Raw genomic sequence first — 17,836 nt, 5'->3', positions numbered from 1 at the left:
TTAAAAGAACTGTATGCATATGAAAAACATGGCAACCGATTTTTATAACAATAAATTCTTTGTAATACTTTTTAGTATACTAACATTTGGTTCAGTCGCTTTCGGGCAAACTGGTCCAGCAGGCGTTGGTAATATTGACGGAAGTAATGGTCAGCCAAAACTTGAGATGTGGTTTGATGCTACTGATTTAGGTTTGGTCAATGATGACTTTATTTCTAACTGGGCTGATAAATCCGGAAACGGTATTATTATTTCTCAGACGGGCTCGTCAAGACCTACATACAAAGATGCAGCAGATGCTAATTATTCTTTTTCATCTGTTCGTTTTGATGGAACAGATGATTTCATTCCTTTCGATGGTAGTGTGTTAGTGAATACAAATTATACAGTTATCGCTGTTGCTGCGCGAAGATCGAATGGACGAAATGCATTTATGGGTGGAAGTACCGGAACAACTAATCAAAATTTCCATCCATATTTTAATACAAATGCATTACATTCTCAACATTGGGGTAATGATCATAATGCACCTTACACAGGTGGAGCGGGTAGTACGGTAAATGCTACTACGCCTGATTTCGGGGTTTTTAGTTTTAGATTAGATGCCAATCTTGCTTCGGCACAAAGAGCTATGTTTCAAAATGGCTCTCAAATTGGTTCAAGAAATAATAATGCGCAGCTTAGCTCATACACCGGTTCAGCCTTCGGTTTAATTGATGCTATCTCCGATTATAGCACCTTAGATCTTGCAGAAATAATCATTTTTTCAGACGCCTTATCTGATGCGGAAATAATTATCGTGAATAACTATTTGGCATCGAAATATGGATTTGCAATGGACAATAATGACTATTATGCTGGTGACACTCCGGGGAACGGAAATTATGATTTTAATGTCACAGGTATTGGTCAATTTAATAGTGCTCAGTTAACAGTGGCTTCGTCAGAAGGATTTGTGTTAGAGTCCGATGCATCACTTGATACAGATGGTGAATTTATACTTTTTGGCTCTGATAATACCACTAACGCTATTTCTACGGCAAATCTTGGTACAGGTGTTCAGGCAAGATGGTCCAAAACATGGTATCTTGACAAAACATCGGGAGGTTCATTAGGTGCCAAAATTTCTTTCGATATTCAGGAAGGTATCTCAGGTGATTTTCCTTCAGGAGATAAAGATAATTATGTGTTACTGCGTGAAAATGCAGGTACTTATGATATAGTTGCCATTGCAGATGCGGACAAAGCTATTTTAGGCAGCTCGATAGAATTTACTGTTTCTGATGCTGATTTAACTGACGGTATTTATACGTTAGGTACTACTAATTCAACCGATAGCCCATTAGATGGACAACCGAATCAAACATGGTATTCATATACCACAGGTGATTGGACTAATCCTTTGACATGGACAACTGATGGTTCGGGAAGTGATAGAATTCCTTCAGGGGGAGGTATTCCTGATGCAACAGATAACGTAGTTATTCTTAGTGGTAGAGATATTACACTAGCGGTTGATGATATTGTGGTGTCAAGTTTAGAAGTTAATGGTCTTCTTGATATTGGAGCAACATCTGGCCACAATTTTGTTGATATATCAGGTAATGGCATTGTAAGGTTATCAGGTTCAGGAGGAGTTGGTAATTTCCCTGCTGGTAACACAAGTAATTTTGCCGATAATTTTATTGGCGGTACCGTTGAATATTACGGCTCTGGATTAACAGTATCGGATAATAGACTCTTCAATAATGTCAATATAATTCTTGATAATCCTACAGACGAATTAGTATTACTTGCTGATTTGGACATTAACGGTGATTTCACAGTTTCTAGCGGGGTGTTTAAAATTAATGACAATTCTTCAACCTCAATTAGAAATTTAAATGTTCAGGGTGATACATTCGTTGATTCTAACGGAAGTATTGCGGTAGGTCAAGGTAATACTGTTGGTTCCTTCTCTATACCAGGAACTATGCCAGCTGCAGGGAATTACCACAGTATTTTTCATCAAGTAACATTCTTTGGAGATTTCACTAATCAAGGTTCTGTAAGGTTTACAAATCAAAGTGCTCCTGTTTATAATCAGTTTACATCAACCGGAGCTGCAACAGTTATATTCAAAGGGGCTACAAATAACATCGCTTCACTTTTTGGAACTACTGATTTCTATAATTTAATAATAGATAAAGGAACAGATAATACTTACGAATTAGAGATTAATTCTGATGATCTGGCAAACTTCGGATTATATGGTCCTAATAATGCTGGAAGAGTATCTAACAATGGTTTTACGGCAGAAAACCCAGAAGTAAGAAAGGCGCTTTGGATTTATAATGGAACACTTCATTTATCTGGGAGCTTAGAAATACCAACTTTATCTGAGGGTAATGTAGCTGGAGGAAATGGTGATTATCCTATAGGTCAAAATGGAGGTCTATGGATAGATGGCGCCAATGTAAGTGTATACACCACTGCAGATAACTTGAGTCAGGTTCCGGTTAGTGCTTCAGGCATTAATACTGGAGGAGGTAATCAGGCACTTTCACTTTACGGGAGGTTCAGGATTTCAGATGGATATTTTGGCACAAGAGCTAGTGCAGGCTTTATTTTCTGGAATGCCTCAGCAGGAGAAGTTATAATTGAGGGAGGTACTTTAAATGTATCTCAGTTTAGATCAGCCGGTGGTGGAACAGGTACTTATACCTACACTCAGTCTGGTGGTGATGTGCTTGTAAGAGCCAATGAAGGTGTACCAGGAGAAACAAGTGGTACTTATGACCTATTTAGTCTTGATTTACCAGATGCTGTGTTCAACATGAGTGGAGGAACATTGACTGTCTATGGAAATAGAAGCAATGCCATATTTATTAACAGTGCTGAAGGTAATTACAGCGTAACCGGGGGTACTATAAGAGTTGAAAATAGAAATGGCAATATAGCAACCATTGCTACTACTGTTCCTTTTTGGAATTTAGAAGTAGCCAGAGATCAGGCGGGTGATGCATCAGAAATTGACCTTATTACGCGTACTTCTGGCACAAATACTATCGTAAATCCTGATTTGACCATCTTAAATAACTTCACTATTGAATCAGGAGTTACTTTTGACCATAATGGTAATGATGTAACTATAGGTAGTGATTTCACCATTGAGGCCGGTGGTGACTATGTATATGCGGGTGGAAAAAGAAATACAACTTCATTTATTGGTACTGATAATGCAACCTTAACCTTTTTAAATAGAACTGGTGGAACAGGAGACGAGCAACGCTTTTGGAATTTTGTGGTTGACAGACCAGCGGGTAAGACTTTGTCGTTTGAGTCTGGAAAGACTAACCGAAACGGAAATAATAATAATTTACTTCGAGTAGATGGAGATTTCCTTAAAGTATTAAGTGGTACAGTTGATCAGGGAACACACAGTATTAGAATGTATGCAGATACTTTAGTGAATTATGATGAATTAACTGTTTTTGATCCATCTGTTACAGCCGATTCAGATGCTAATGGAGAAAACGACCTGCTTAAATTAAGAGATGATGGGGGAGCTGCTACTATTTTTATCACCGCAGACACCTCTCGTTTTGGAGGTATTAAACTTAATAGTGCTGATGAAATAATAGAATTAGTCAGTGATGTTAAAATAGATTATTTGGAATATAGACACGGTAGAATTGATATTGGTACGAATAATTTAACCATTGATGTATTAAATGAGGTGTTAACAGGAGAAGCTAATGGACCAAATGGAAGTAGTCAGTTTAGTGTAGAAGATATGTTCATTACAGCTGGTAACGCTTCAGATGGAGGCTTAAGTTTAAAAGTAAACGCAGATGGCACTAATCCAGGCTTTATTGATAGTGATGAGGCCAATTCAGGTAGTAATCCTACAGTATTTTTATTTCCTGTTGGTACTGGAAATACTGGAGACAATGCCACTTCTGAGTATACACCTGTAAATATAAGATTAGCATCAGCATCAGATGAGGGCTATATAACTGTAATTCCTGTTACTAAAAAACTGGCAACCGCAGGTCCTTATCCGCTTGGGAATGATATTGCTGACAGATATTGGATAGTTGATTATAAGAATTTCAGCTCTGTGCCAAAAGTAGAAAGAATATGGTTTAGAGCTGTTGAGAAAGATGACCCTAATGGCGGTGCTGATGGATTCCCAGGTAATTATGTGCCAGGATATGTATTAGAGGACACTCCGTTTACTAGAACAGCTGAAGTTGAGGCAGGTGCTCCAGGTTCATCCGGTATTGATAATGCCAGCGCTGATAATATAAGAATTTTCTTCTGGGGTAATGAGGGGTCTGGAAATCCTGCTGGAGGATTTGATTTAATTAATGCTGCTTATACTGCTGGCGATCCATCTAAATTTGTTGGAGCTCCTCAAGTATTCTATAATACGAACACAGGTAGGAGAAACTGGAATAACGGTAATAAGTGGACAACTAATACTGATGGTACAGACGATGGTGTTAATGACTATCCTCAGGCTGGTGATATAGCTCTTCTTTATAATTATGGCAGTGAAAACCAGAATAGCTGGGTAAATGCTAATATTGATATTTCTGTTGCACGTGTTGAATTCAGTAATAGTGGCGGTGGCTGGTTACCAAGACTTTGGGTTACAAAAAATGATGCCGTTTTAGATTTAGGTCCTGTATCAGGTACAGGGTCTATATATTTAGAAATTACTAGTGCAAGTCAGCCAACTTTCTCCAGTTTGACTGATATTAATGATTTTTCCAGACAAACAGATAGTAATTTTACTTGGAAGATTGATAATAACTCAACTGTAAATTTACCTTCTCAGTTTGAAGAATATCCTACCTTTAGAATTGAAGCGGGAGGTGGAAGTGATAATAATAGAATTCTACAAACTTCCGTACCTATTACAATAAACGGTTGGGTTAGGATGGATAGAGGTCCTAGATTTAGAATGAATCATGACGTAACTATTAAAGAAGATTTAAGGATTACCTGGCAAGAAAATAATAGTACAACAGTTGAGCTAGGAGATGACAGGGCAGTTACATTGACCGTTGAAGGAGACTTGAGATTAGAAGATGGTAACGGAAATGGACCAGCCAATCTAGTTGTGAAGAATGATAACCAAAACGGTTATGTGCATAGGATCAGAGTAGGCGGTAATATTGTAATGGAAGATTTTAATGAATCGCAATCATCTTTTGATTTATACAATGGGGCTGCACCAAACAATAACGCCATACTTGAATTCATCAATCCTGGTAATAATACCTTTACCAATGCTTCAAGTTTAGTTCCTGAATTCTATAGAATCGAGATGAATAAGGGTGCTAGTGTTGCTAATTCTATGCAGATAGATTCTGATTTTGATCTTATGGGTCCAACTTCAGGAGTTGGTGTAGATAAAGCACTGGAAATCATTAATGGAACGCTTATTCTTAATAATGCCAATATCGATGTTGACTTAACAACAGGCGATGATGACTATAATATTTCCGCAACAGGTGGTTTGCAAATATCCCAGGGTACTGCAAATGTTAGCGGTGATGATTCTGGTATTAGACTAGATGGAAGTTTAACCATCGATGGAGGTACTCTCAATATGGATGATGCTGTTGGTAATGGAAATAATTACATAGAGTATTCTGCTTCTGGTAATGCACAACTAAATGTTTCAGGGGGCTTTCTTACAGTAGGTTCACAGATTAGGAGAAATTTAATAACTACTGAAGGTAAATTAAGCTATTCACAAACTGGTGGTACCGTTGTCGTAGGGAAAAATGTTACACCTGAGGCTTCTCGCGGAGTTTTTGAAATCTCTAACTTAGGAAGTAGTTTCACCTACACAGGTGGAACACTTACATTAGTAAGGCAAAATACAGCTTCTCCAAGTGTGGCTGCTTTAAGGATTTTACCAACATCATCTAATGTTACACAACCAATTTATATTGGTAATGGTGATACTCCTACAAACCAATCAAATTTTGGTATCAATGCAAATGTACCATTAGCAGGGATAGTAGTAAACGGAACTAATAACCCTACTGCGGTTATTCAGGTAAATACTTTAGAGCTTGATGGTGACCTAATCATAAATTCGGGCGCTTCATTTGATGCTAATGGAATCGACTTAATACTAAATGCAGACTTGAATAATGATGGTACATTCATTCCGTCTTCAAATAACACTATATTCGGTTCAACAACTACTCAGACTATTGCAGGTTCAGGTACGACTACCTTTTATGACTTTGAAAAGAATGAATTAGGTACACTTGAAATCAATGATAATGACGTGACTGTTAATAATTTATTTTCTTTCACAGATGGACTGATAAACGATAACGGTTTTACCATTGATATAAAGGGAAATGCTGTAATAGATGGAGAGCATAACTCTAATTTAGGATCTGGAAATGGAATACAATTTTCAGGGACTTCACAGCAACAGTTACAACGTTCATCGTCTGGTACATCTTCCTTGGGTATAGTGACTATTGCCAACACTGCAGGAATAGTAATTCCTGAAGGAGGAGGCTATGATTTTGATATAAACGGTGAATTGAAAATGAATGGTGGAGTTTTCAATATTGGAAGTTCATCCGTTACGCTGGGTCAAAATGCCGAAGTTACCACGACAGGTACTTTCTCAGTAACAAATATGGTTAAAACCAATAGCTCATTCTCAGATAATGGTTTGACTAAAATATTTAATGCAGGTTATAACCAAACTTTTACATTTCCAATTGGTGAAGTACTTTATACTCCTGTTATTGCAGATATGAGTGTTGCGGGAGGAACTACTGGTTCTAGCGTAGGAAGTATTTCAGCAAAACCGGCTAATGAATACCATCCAACAATTGATGATGGGAATGATGTGTTGGCAGGTGGAGATATTAATAATGTTCTTCAGTATTATTGGACAATTAAGTCGACAGGCTTAACTGGTTTTAAAGGTGATATTCAATTATTTTATGATCAATCTTTAGTAAGTGTAGCTGATGGAGGTTACTCTGAGGCAGATTACATCGCGGCTCGAATATTGAACTTTAATAATCCGACTAATGACATTAATAAATACTCAAGTGACGATTTAGTAGATGAGGGAGCCAATGAAGTTAACTTCAACAATACTGTCGTTTTTGATGCTGTTAACAGCAATAGTATAGCTGGCGACTATTTCGCAGGCTTAGATTTAGCAATTCCTGACAATGTTGCTACTTATACTTCAACTGGTCTAGGAGGTCTCGTTACTGATGATGCAACTTATGTTGAGTCATTGCCAACACCTGGTACTGCACCAAGCGGAGCCGTATTAGTGGTGTCAAATGGAACAGAGGTTAACTTCAATGTTAATAGTGTTCGATTATACAAAACAATTATTGAGGATGGAGGAGTTTTGAATGTTGATAATACTGATGGTCATAGACTAGGTATTTTAGAGGGTACAGGAACTCTTAAAATTACGAGTAATACTTCTAGTGCTCCTTTACCAGCTGCTGACTATGGTGATTTCTTCTCCTGTTCAGGTGGTGGATTAGAATATGCGGGTACTGGTAGTTATAATGTATTACCAGGTATTTCTTCTTTAAGAAACCTTACTTTAAGTGGATCTGGAGATAGAAATTTCCCGAATAATAATGTTACCGTTTGTGAGGATTTCATTGTTGATGGCCCTGAGACTACGATTTTAGCTAATAAATTTCTCGAGATTCAAGGGGATTTAATTGTAAATGATGGTAATATTTACGTTAGTTCAGGTAACACAACGAGATTAAGAGTTTTTGATAATGTACAATTATTAGGTGGGAGCTTAAACAGTGCATCTGGCACCAATTCCGCCTCTGATTTGAGAGGAAATGTTAATATTAATGGTGGTGTTCTAAATTTAAATGGTACAAGAACTTTTGTTAAAGGAGATTTTAACTTTATATCAGGTAATATATTAAGTGGTAATTCAACTTTAATATTAAATAGTAATACGAGTATTCAAACAATTTCTGGAGAAATAACAGGGTCTAACTCTTTAAATATTCTAACAATTGACAATAGAAATGGAACACAGGATTTTATGTTAGATGGAAATATAGAAATAATTACTCGTCTAGATTTAAATGATGGGAAACTTTTGGTCAATCAACAGGATTCTGTCATTCTTGGTGCGTCAGCCACAGTTTCTCCAGCAGCTGGAAGAAGCAATTCTTACATAACTGGTAAAGTTACCAAAGTAATAAACTCTGCAGGAGGAAACTTTACCTTTCCAATTGGTGATGCCAATTATTGGAGACCTGCGAAAGTTAGAAATGTGTCTACAGGAGGGTTAACCTGGGAAGCGCAGTTCTGGGGACGTGACGTTGTAACAAACACTACATGTTCTAATATGAATCCTACTTCAGGAGATATAGCTACTTTGCAGCAAGGTGAATACTGGATAGTATCTGATGGCGCTGCTGCTCCTTCAGGAGTGACAGCCAATGTAGGCTTAAGCTGGGGTACCGAAACTGATGTTTCTAGCAACTCACTAGATAGACAAGAACTCGAAGTAATGGCATGGAATAGCGGAAGCTCAAGTTGGGACAACTATGGTGGTGGAAGCTTTAGTGGAGGTAATAGTAAAGACCAAGGTTCTTTTGAGTCTACTTCTGCTGTTACCTTTAGTGAGAATATATTTGTAGTGGGCTCTGGTGATGCAGCTAATCCATTACCAGTTGAAATGGTAAGGTTCGATGCTGAATTAAGCAATGGCTATGTGTATTTAGAGTGGGAAACTGCTTCTGAAAAAGATAATGATTTCTTTGAAATACAACGATCATATAATGGAGACGACTATGAGTCGATTGGATTGGTAGAAGGAAATGGTACTACACTGACAAATGTAGTTTATGATTTCACTGACTATTCACCATTAAGTGGTAAATCATACTACAGATTAAAACAAGTAGATTATGATGGTGACTACGAGTATAGTAAAATAGTTACCATTGAAATCAACAAAGTTTCTAGCTTAAATGTGGTTCCTAATCCTACAACTGAGCGACAGATATATTTGAAGCTTGATGGTTTCCATCCAGAGCAAACAATTAGCGTTAACGTTTTCAATTTACAAGGCGCAAGCATGTTTAGAGGACAGTTTAGCCCTGATGAATTATGGAATAGACCACTGCCAGTTAATACTTCTTTAAAATCAGGTATTTATATCGTAGAAGTAGTACAAGGTAATACGCAGAAGCAGGTACGCCTGGCAATTCGTTAAATATAATATCAATTGAAAGTAAGGCCATTCGTTATTTACGAATGGCCTTTTTATTTTTTTTCTGTTCACTCTCTCGTAGTTTTGCAGCATGTTATCGATCAACAATCTTAGTTATTATATAGGCGACAGACCTTTATTTGCAGAAGCTTCCTTACACATTAAACCAAAAGATAAAATAGGCTTAATAGGTTTAAATGGACAGGGTAAATCTACTTTGCTCAAAATAATAAATGGTGATATTACACCAGATAGCGGGGAAGTACAGAAGAGTAAGGACTGTACCATAGGCTTCCTCAATCAGGATCTACTGTCTTATCAGACTGATGAAAGTATTTTGAGCGTAGCAATGACTGCATTTAAAGATGCTTTAAAGCTTCAAAAAAGGATTGATGAGATATTAAAGCAAATGGAAGAGAACTATTCCGATGACTTAGTTGATAAATTAACTAAAGCTCAGGAGCAGTTTGAGATGCTAGAGGGCTACAGCATTCAAGCTAAAGCGGAAGAGATTCTGGAAGGAATAGGCTTCTCTACAGATGACTTACAGAAACCATTGAAGCAATTTTCAGGTGGTTGGAGAATGAGAGTAATGCTCGCTAAGCTTCTTCTTGAAAAACCCTCTTTATTAATGCTTGATGAACCTACCAACCATTTAGACTTACCTTCTATACAATGGATTGAGAATTATTTAAAGACCTATGAGGGTGCATATATAATTGTTTCTCATGATAGAGAGTTTTTGGATAGAACTATAGAGGTAACTGTAGAGGTAGACCAATTTCAGTTAAACTATTATGCGGGATCATATTCTTTCTATCAGGAGGAAAAGTCATTAAGAGCGGAACTTCAACAGAATGCCTTTGAAAACCAACAGCAGAAAATTAAGCAAACTGAGAAATTTATAGAGCGCTTTCGTTCTAAAGCAACTAAGGCTAAACAGGTGCAGTCGAGAGTTAAGGCCCTCAACAAAATGGATAAGGTTGATGCTGTGGTGGATAACAATGCTACCATCAATTTTAGCTTTAAAATCAATAATAAGTCTGGTAGGCATATTGTGAGACTAGATCAACTGTCGAAGGCTTATGGAGACAATCAGATTCTCGAAAATACAACTGCTCATATCGAAAGGGGAGATAAAATTGCTCTGATAGGTGCTAATGGTAAAGGTAAATCTACCTTATTAAGAATTATTGCAGGTGATGAGCATATTGAAGGAAAGCGAGAAGAAGGCTATAATGTTGAATTTGGTTTTTTTGCTCAGCATCAATTGGAGTCTTTAAACATAAATAATGAAATTCTTGATGAGCTCAAGCAGGCGGGTAGTGATAGAACAGAGCAGGAGCTAAGAAATTTATTAGGTAACTTCTTATTTCAGGATGAGGAAGTTTACAAAAAGATAAAAGTATTGTCAGGAGGGGAGAAATCGCGTGTAGCACTTTGCAAAACCATGATTTCCAATGCAAACTTTTTGCTACTTGATGAGCCTACTAACCACCTTGATATGCAGTCTGAAAATATCCTGATACAGGCCTTGCAGCATTATGAAGGTTCATTTATTACTGTTTCGCACAACAGAAACTTCATAAGAGGTGTAGCTAATAAGATTTGGTTTATTGAAGATCACAAGGTTGTTGAGTATCCCGGAGGTTATGATGAGTTTCAATATTGGTATGAACAAAGATTATCTCAACAAAGCACCAATGAAGGAGACAAAGTAAAAAATAAAGACGCAGAAAAAAGCCAGAAGCCTAAGAATGTAAAGCCAAAGGATGATGCAGAGACTAAACAGAAGCAAAAAGAGGTAGATAAGTTGGAAAGCCAAATTGAAAAGCTCGAATTTGAGAAATCAAAGATAGAAGAGGAGATGGCCAAACCTTCTGTTTATGGTAATCCTGACAAGTTATTTGAAGTAAATCAACAATTTGAAAAAGTAAACACTCAAATTACAGAGCTAAATAAAAAATGGGAAGAGCTTGTTATGGAAATGTGAAGTTGTCTAGTCTATTTTTGCCCTAACTAAATAAGAATGAGCCTCTGGCTTTGCAGAGAAAAGCTTTTTTGTTGCAGGCCATACTTTCCCAAAAGTTTCTGAATGTCTATAATTGTTTAAGGCCTCTTCATTGTCCCAATAGCTGTAAGTGCTGTATACATTGGTATGGTTATAATCTTGCAATAGCTCTAGGTGTGTACAGCCAGGTTGCTTTCTAATAGCCTCTTTATATTGGTCAAATATGGCGAGGAACTCTGAAATTTTATCCTCCCGAAAGGTCATTCTGACAATTCTAATAATCATAGTTCATTGTTAATTTGAAACAAAAAAAGGCATCTGATAAAGATACCAGATGCCTTTAAGTTAACATTATTCCTTATTTCTTTCTCTCAATAGCTTTCTCAGCAGCTATAACAATGTGCTGAGCATCTAAGCCATATTTGGTCATTAATTCTGCCGGTTTACCACTTTCTCCAAATTGGTCATCTACTGCTACATATTGTTGAGGAGTAGGTAGGTTTTCAGCTAATACATTGGCAACTGCATCACCTAAACCACCATTTTTCTGGTGTTCTTCAGCTGTAACTACACAACCAGTCTTTTTAGCAGATGCAATAATAGCTTCTGCATCTATCGGCTTTATTGTATGAATATTGATTAATTCAACACTAATTCCTTTTTCTCTTAAGATGGCTTCTGCCTCTACTGCTTCCCAAACCAAATGACCAGTAGCAAAAATAGTTACATCACTACCTTCAATCATTTTTATGGCTTTACCAATCTCAAAAGGTTGATCAGCACTTGTGAAAATTGGAACCTTTGGTCTTCCAAATCTTAAGTAAACTGGTCCATGATGATCTGCAATGGCAATGGTGGCCGCTTTAGTTTGGTTATAGTCGCATGGGTTAATAACCGTCATGTTTGGGAGCATGCGCATCATGCCAATGTCTTCAAGGATTTGGTGAGTAGCACCATCTTCTCCTAAAGTAAGCCCAGCATGTGAAGCACATATTTTAACATTTTTTTCTGAATAGGCTATTGATTGCCTGATTTGGTCATAAACCCTACCAGTAGAGAAATTGGCAAAAGTACCTGTATAAGGTATTTTTCCTCCAATAGTCATACCTGCGGCCAATCCCATCATATTGGCTTCCGCAATTCCTGTTTGATAAAATCTTTCAGGAAACTCCTTTTGGAAGTCTCCCATCTTTAAGGAGCCAGTAAGATCGGCACAAAGGCCAACCACATTTTCGTTCTTTTTAGCTACTTCTAACAAACCATCTCCAAAACCTGATCTGGTATCTTTTTGCTCTGTGTAAGTGTATTTAGTTGCTGCCATTTAGTTTAATAAATTCTAATTGTTTGGGTAGCACCTGAAGTGATGCTAAAAGTTTTTATTTGAGTATACTTACTTCCTAATGCTTTATCCGACCTGTAAACAAGCTTATAATTGCCTGGCTGAATGCCAAAGCTAATCTTACCGCCATCCGGATCAATTCTTTTGATTAAACGCTGTATGCCTTGGTCATCAAGCTGATACAAGCTACCAACGCCTTTACTGCTGTAGGCTATATTCAATCGCCCAGGAGCGGGAATATCAATTTCATTGAGCTTTCCTTGCCTGATTTTCACATCATTTAAGTAGGTTCTTGGTAAGGTCAGTAGCTCAATATCATATGAACCCATCAAATACTTTACAGTTGATTTAACAGGCTGCGTATAAATTATCTCAGGATTATTCGCCTTTCGCACGAGTGCTATCACTGCTTCATCGTACTCAAAACTATTATCCTGATTGATCTTTAATCCACCTTGTGGGCTTTTAATTTTAATTACATTATGAGTACCGCCTTTAAGAAAAATATTTTCTTTTCTCACAGATGGAATCGTATTCACTACTACATCATAGGTAAGTACAGGATCTACCTCAACGGTGTCTGGTCTTCCTTGGCTATCTCTCCAATGAACAAAATCAAATTCTGAAATGCCTGTGAAATTATTGATAAACGAGACATTTACATTCGTTTCATTTGGTCTGCCATTTTCATCAAGCAATTCAACGCTGGCTGTAGTTTTGCTCAATGATTGATCCAGAATGCCATTCAATACTGCTCTAAATGCTTCAATGTCTTTTGCATTGAAATATTTACCCATGCAGTCGAATTGATTGGCAAACTGTTCTTTCATGCCCAAACCAATTACAAAAGGTTTTAGAAAGATGCGTTTCTTTTGCAAGGCTAAGGATACATCGCAAGGATCACCATCGCATGACTCTATTCCATCAGTAATGATGATCATAATGTTTCTGTACTCATCATTCTCGGGGAAGTCATTTGCTGCCCTTTCTAATGAATAAGCAATTGGAGTGGTTCCTTTAGGGTAGATGTACTTTAACCTCTGTATGATGGCATCATGGTTGTTGGCTGAAAACGGTATTTCCAGCTTGGTATCTTTACAATTTTGTTCTTTAGCAGGAGAGAGGTGTCCGTAAGCTCTCAATGCTATTTCTACCTTGTTATTAACCCGTAATGAATCAACCAAGTCAGATAAAATTTCTTTTGCGGCATCTATTCTGAGCTGATTTCCCCAAGGAGCCAGCATGCTACCTGATGCGTCAAAGAGAAAAAGAATTCTTGTCTTCTCTGGTAGACTTTGCTGTACTTCCTGAGCACGCAAATTGCCAGCAATGAAGACAAGAATTACTATTAATATGGTTTTAAAACTTTTCAAAAAGACTTAATAATCGCCAATTGTTTCTTCCAACTGATCTAAAGCATCTGCCAACTGCTCATCGCTTGGTGCAATACCATGCCATTTGTGAGAGCCCATCATGAAGTCAACACCGGCACCCATTTCAGTTTTCATCAAGTTAACAATAGGTTTGCCTTTGCCTGTTAAGCTTTTGGCATGCTCAAGGCATTTAACAATTTCGTCCATGTTGTTGCCATCGCTTTCTATCACATCCCAACCAAAAGCTTGCCACTTAGCTTTAATGTCTTTTAAATCCATTACCTGCTTAGTCGAACCATCAATCTGCTGACCATTTAAGTCGATTGTAGCAATGATATTATCAACGTTATGGTGTGCGGCATACATGGCTGCTTCCCAAACCTGACCTTCTTGCAATTCACCATCACCCAGAAGTGCAAATACCAGGGAATTATCTTTGTTAAGCTTTTTAGTTTGTGCTGCGCCTAATGCCACCGATAAGCCCTGGCCTAATGAGCCGGAAGCTACTCTAATGCCTGGCAAACCTTCTTCAGGCGTAGGATGACCCTGCAGACGAGAATTGATTTTTCTGAAAGTAGCTAATTCGCTTACTTCAAAATATCCGGCATGAGCTAATACGCTGTACCATACAGGAGAAATATGTCCGTTAGATAGGAAGAATAGATCTTCATTTTTACCATCAGGATTGAAGCTTTTATCATGCTTAAGTACATGGAAATATAATGCTACCATAAAATCCGTACAACCTAATGAACCACCTGGGTGGCCTGATTGCACGGCATGCACCATTCTTACAATATCTCTACGTACCTGAGATGCTACTTTTTCTAATTCCTGAATATTTGCCTGACTTGCCATAATTAGTTTAATATTTGAGCAGTATGTTCTTTTGTTTTTACTTTTTTAATGATGTCCTCAATCTTGCCTTCTTCATCTATCACAAAAGTAGTTCTAAATGTTCCCATATATGTTCTACCATACATTTTTTTCTCACCCCATGTGCCATATAAGTTGTGAACTGTATGATCGGTATCAGCAATAAGAGGGAAAGGCAATGATTGCTTTTCTATGAATTTTTTGTGCGATTTTTCACTGTCCTGACTTACTCCAATAACTGCATAACCTTTGTCAAGTAAGTCTTGATAATTGTCTCTTAAGTTACATGCTTGAGCTGTACAGCCAGGTGTACTATCTTTAGGATAGAAGTATAGTACTACCTTTTTACCTTTAAAATCAGCAAGTGAGATGTCGTTTCCATCCTGATCTTTTGCGGTGAAATCTGGTGCTTTATCGCCTATATTTAGTTCCATTTTGTAAATTTTATAAGGTTATAAATTGAATTTGATACTGTTGGTATTTCCAGCCTGATCTTCTACAATTAATTCAAATTCTCCTTTTTTGTTTTGTTCATTATTGAGCCATTCTACCCAGACTAAGTTCTGCTTAGGCTCGTATTTTAATAATATCCACTCACCATTTAAATAGGCATTGTAGGTTTTTATTCCTGATAAATCATCGTCAATTTTGAAATACAGGGTTTGGTTAATTCTGTTAATTGATGGTGGAATTGTATCAGTTAATAAAGTATAATCTCCTAAATCTCGAGTCCTGAATTCAATAGTACCATCACTTTGCCATTCACCACCCTCATAAGCGAAATCACCTTCACCACTCGTTGCATATACAGCAGTTCTATCTTTATTTGGATACACCAATTGAGGATTAAGGCTAATATCTATGCTGTTCTTCAATGGATATATTTGAGGCTGCAATGAGAATATTTCTAGCGAATCGGTACTTTCAAACTGATAATCGGTACTGACAAATATGGTGTCAAAAAGACTGTATGAATGAAAGTCTACGGTGAAGTTTTCAGCAGTTAGGCTAGTATTTTTTCCGGGAAGAATCATCTTTTCATTCACCTCAACACCCGGCCCACAGCTTAAAGCTGACTCAGGCATGCCTTTATTGGTATTCCATAAATAAACGGCTGTTTTTTGTAAATAATAGCTAGGCTGCAGGCCTACAATGCCATCAGCTAATCTTACCGATAATTCAGTATTATTCTTTTCAATGCAGTCAGAAAGGGCATAAAACTTAATGATGCCATTTTCAATTTCATAATCTATTTCATCCAGCTCAAAAGCTGTGTTTTTGTATAAAACCGTATCTGCTTCTTTGCCTTTTATCAATAATCTAAGCGTACTCTGATTTTCATAAGGGTCATACATGTTAATTTCCACATGGTAAATGCTATCTTTTTCAATAGTTAGCCAACCCCTGTTTACAACATTCTTATAGTAGTCCAATGCATTCCCATTATCAATGTATAAGTTATGATATCGGCTGCCTTGGGTTATTTTCACATCATACGGATAATGCACCAAAATATGTCTTTGCAGCGAAAAAGACATGCTATCGATACTTTGTAGAAAGTATAAACTATCATTCACTTTCATTTCAATAATACTCACACCATTTTTATTGGCTGCACCATTCAGCTTATCATGAGCCAATAATTCAAGTCCTATTTCACCTGAAGCATGAATAGTATCTTTTGCCTGATAATTAAAACCGGACCTAATCAAGTCTACATTTGTTCTTTTATATTGGTCATTGATCCTTGAAGCTTCATTTCTTGGTCTGATGGCTAAATCCTGAACGATGGGAGGAATATCATCTTTGACTTCCATAAAACCGTAGTGTAGCGGATTAAGCACCTTCTGCTCAGGATCTCTAATTTCAAAATGCAAATGTGGACCTGTTGATCCGCCCGTATTACCTGATTTGGCAATTTCTTCTCCCTGCTTAAAGTAGAATTGATCTTTTTCGGGGAATAACTCTATTTCGAAAGTCTTTTGCTCGTATTGTGCTTCTTTTACCCATTGCTCAATTTCAGGGGCAAACTCTCTCAGGTGCGCATAAACTGAAGTATTTCCATCAGGATGCAGCATGTAAAGAGCATTGCCATAGCCACCAGTGGAAACTTTAATTCTGGTAATATAGCCTGACTTAGTAGCTAATATTGGTAGGCCTTCTTGTCCGCCAGTTTTGATATCAATGCCAGCGTGAAAGTGAGAGGAGCGAAGTTCGCCCATTGTGCCGGCCAGGAAATTCTTTTTGTCCGGATTAACCGGGAAAAGGTAGGTTTCAACGGTTTGAGCAACCGTCTGTTGAATGCATAGTGATAATATAAAAAGTGCTAAGAATTTATTTAACCTCAAAATCAAGTAGTTTTTCTTGTTCTAAAAATGCTTCCAGCTTGTCTCCAATTTTTACAGGCCCAACTCCTTTGGGAGTACCTGTATAAATAATGTCTCCGGTTTTAAGGGTGAAAAATTTAGAGAGGTAAGCCACAATGTAATCAAACGAAAAAAGCATGAAGGAAGTATTACCATTTTGCTTCTCCTCACCATTCACTTTTAAGCTAAAATTAAGATTGTTGAGGTCAGCAATATCTTGCTTTTCTTTCCACTCTGAAATAGGGGCAGATCCATTGAAGCCTTTGGCGATGGCCCATGGTAAACCTTTTTCTTTGGCTTTTGATTGCAAATCACGAGCGGTGAAATCGATACCTAAACCGACTTTGTCGTAATATTTGTGTGCATGTTCCTCTTCAATATGCTTTCCCTCTCTGCAAATCCTAATAATAACTTCCAGCTCATGGTGGATGTCATTGCTAAAGTCAGGGTAGTAAAAAGGGTCGTTGTTTTTGAGCAGGGCCGTATCAGGCTTAGTGAAGATTACAGGCTCCTCAGAACGCTCGTTGTGGAGTTCTTTAATGTGGTCTGCGTAGTTTCTTCCTATTGCTAAAATCTTCATGCTGAAAACTTTTACGCAAAAATAGCCTTTCTTTTTACACT

General features: G+C 37.4%; 9 protein-coding genes. 2 read left to right on the top strand and 7 right to left on the bottom strand.

The genetic code is table 11. The features are described from left to right. Window positions 1-19 precede the first annotated feature (19 nt). Window positions 20-9,253 carry a T9SS type A sorting domain-containing protein gene (locus JKP34_RS13850; protein ID WP_201922646.1) on the top strand — a complete coding sequence of 3,078 codons (9,234 nt, stop codon included), beginning with the start codon at window positions 20-22 and terminating at the stop codon, window positions 9,251-9,253. Window positions 9,254-9,341: 88 nt separating this feature from the next. Continuing rightward, window positions 9,342-11,243: an ABC-F family ATP-binding cassette domain-containing protein gene (locus JKP34_RS13845; protein ID WP_201922643.1), complete on the top strand. Its 1,902-nt coding sequence runs from the start codon at window positions 9,342-9,344 to the stop codon at window positions 11,241-11,243. A gap of 6 nt (window positions 11,244-11,249) precedes the next feature. On the opposite strand, the gene JKP34_RS13840 is transcribed toward JKP34_RS13845, so the two are convergent. From JKP34_RS13840 to JKP34_RS13810, 7 genes are all read right to left on the bottom strand, one after another. Beyond that, window positions 11,250-11,546 carry a putative quinol monooxygenase gene (locus tag JKP34_RS13840; RefSeq protein ID WP_201922639.1) on the bottom strand — a complete coding sequence of 99 codons (297 nt, stop codon included), beginning with the start codon at window positions 11,544-11,546 and terminating at the stop codon, window positions 11,250-11,252. A gap of 73 nt (window positions 11,547-11,619) precedes the next feature. Next, a complete protein-coding gene (locus JKP34_RS13835) occupies window positions 11,620-12,582 on the bottom strand; it encodes a transketolase family protein (RefSeq protein WP_201922636.1) in 963 nt (320 codons plus the stop codon). A gap of 5 nt (window positions 12,583-12,587) precedes the next feature. Further along, window positions 12,588-13,973, bottom strand: a complete 1,386-nt coding sequence (locus JKP34_RS13830) for a vWA domain-containing protein (RefSeq protein ID WP_201922632.1) — start codon at window positions 13,971-13,973, stop codon at window positions 12,588-12,590. A 6-nt stretch (window positions 13,974-13,979) separates the two neighbouring features. Continuing rightward, complete coding sequence (locus JKP34_RS13825; RefSeq protein ID WP_201922631.1) at window positions 13,980-14,831, bottom strand: transketolase; 852 nt, start codon at window positions 14,829-14,831, stop codon at window positions 13,980-13,982. Between the two features lie 2 nt (window positions 14,832-14,833). After that, entirely contained in the window at window positions 14,834-15,283 is a 450-nt protein-coding gene (gene bcp, locus JKP34_RS13820) for a thioredoxin-dependent thiol peroxidase (protein WP_201922628.1), read from the bottom strand. Window positions 15,284-15,301: 18 nt separating this feature from the next. Beyond that, complete coding sequence (locus tag JKP34_RS13815; protein WP_201922625.1) at window positions 15,302-17,197, bottom strand: M23 family metallopeptidase; 1,896 nt, start codon at window positions 17,195-17,197, stop codon at window positions 15,302-15,304. After that, window positions 17,184-17,795 carry a fumarylacetoacetate hydrolase family protein gene (locus JKP34_RS13810; RefSeq protein WP_201922622.1) on the bottom strand — a complete coding sequence of 204 codons (612 nt, stop codon included), beginning with the start codon at window positions 17,793-17,795 and terminating at the stop codon, window positions 17,184-17,186. The genes JKP34_RS13815 and JKP34_RS13810 overlap by 14 nt, the downstream gene beginning before the upstream one ends. Between the last annotated feature and the right edge of the window lie 41 nt (window positions 17,796-17,836).

Source organism: Marivirga atlantica (assembly GCF_016734805.1).
In the GTDB taxonomy this organism is placed as follows: domain Bacteria; phylum Bacteroidota; class Bacteroidia; order Cytophagales; family Cyclobacteriaceae; genus Marivirga; species Marivirga atlantica.
The sequence above is the reverse complement of the archived record's forward strand: the minus strand, read 5'-3'. Positions and strand labels throughout refer to the sequence as shown.